Source organism: Vibrio sp. D420a, assembly GCF_030248625.1.
GTDB classification, from domain to species: domain Bacteria; phylum Pseudomonadota; class Gammaproteobacteria; order Enterobacterales; family Vibrionaceae; genus Vibrio; species Vibrio fortis_A.
The window spans coordinates 1-1,068 of the sequence record NZ_JAHGAN010000069.1 but is presented as its reverse complement, the minus strand read 5'-3'; the positions used below and the strand labels follow the sequence as shown (position 1 = coordinate 1,068).

The 1,068-nt window shown below is 42.7% G+C and carries 1 protein-coding gene; it reads left to right on the top strand.

The genetic code is table 11. The features are described from left to right. Positions 1 to 83: 83 nt before the first annotated feature. On the top strand, positions 84 to 1,040 hold the full coding sequence (locus KI743_RS23565; RefSeq protein ID WP_285468492.1) for an IS110 family transposase: 957 nt from the start codon (positions 84 to 86) through the stop codon (positions 1,038 to 1,040). The last annotated feature ends 28 nt before the right edge of the window (positions 1,041 to 1,068 follow it).

The window sequence follows — 1,068 nt, the reverse complement described above, 5'->3', positions numbered from 1 at the left end:
ACGCTACATAGGACTTCAAGCATAAACCTCGAATAGTCGACTGGGTCTCGAACCCGCATTACGCAAGCATGAGTTAGCTTATTATGAATACCAAAATCAATCAAAGCATCAACGTTGGAGTTGATACGGGCAAAACACAATTAGACATCCATATCAGGCCGCTAGACCTATTCTTCTCAGTGGAGAACAATGACAAAGGCATCAAAAAAGCACTCAAAACGATAAAAAGTCATAACCCTGAACGCATCGTTATAGAAGCAACAGGCCGACTAGAAATGCCTTTTGTTCTAGCTTGTGCTGAAGCTCAACTACCCATTGTTAGAGCAAACCCTGTCCACATAAAACGATTCGCTGGTGCTATTGGCCGCAGAGCCAAAAATGATCGTTTAGATGCGGAGTTGATCGCTCACTATGGTGAAGCAATCAAACCAGCTCTTACTATCATCAAACCTAAAAACATACGTTTAATGAGTGACTTAGTTATACGCCGAAACCAGTTGTTATCCATGCAAACCATGGAAAAGAACCGAATCCAGATACTCCCAGCTTCTCTTCACTCGACTATCAAACCAATGCTAACCACGATAAAAAATCAAATCACCAAGTTAGAAGAAAAGCTCGTTAAGCTCATTGAAGATAGCCCTGAATATCAGGCTAAAAACACAATATTGCAGAGCGTCCCAGGAATAGGAAACATTGCCGCTGCGTCAATAATTAGCAACGTACCTGAACTTGGCTACATCACGAATAAACAAGCAGCATCACTGATAGGTGTCGCTCCAATCACACGTGAAAGTGGACGCTACAAAGGTAAGCGTGTAATACAAGGTGGTCGCTCCCAAGTGCGAACCGTTTTATACATGGCGATGATGTCAGCCATGCAATGTAACCCTATATTTAAAGCCACTTATGCTCGACTTCTAGCAGCCGGAAAGCCTAAGAAAGTCGCAATAATCGCATGTGTAAGAAAGATGGTTGTGACCCTTAACTCGATGCTGAGAGATGGCGCCATGTGGGATGAAAATGTAGCCAAAAATTAATCATTGACGCCATAGTCGTTTGTTATGC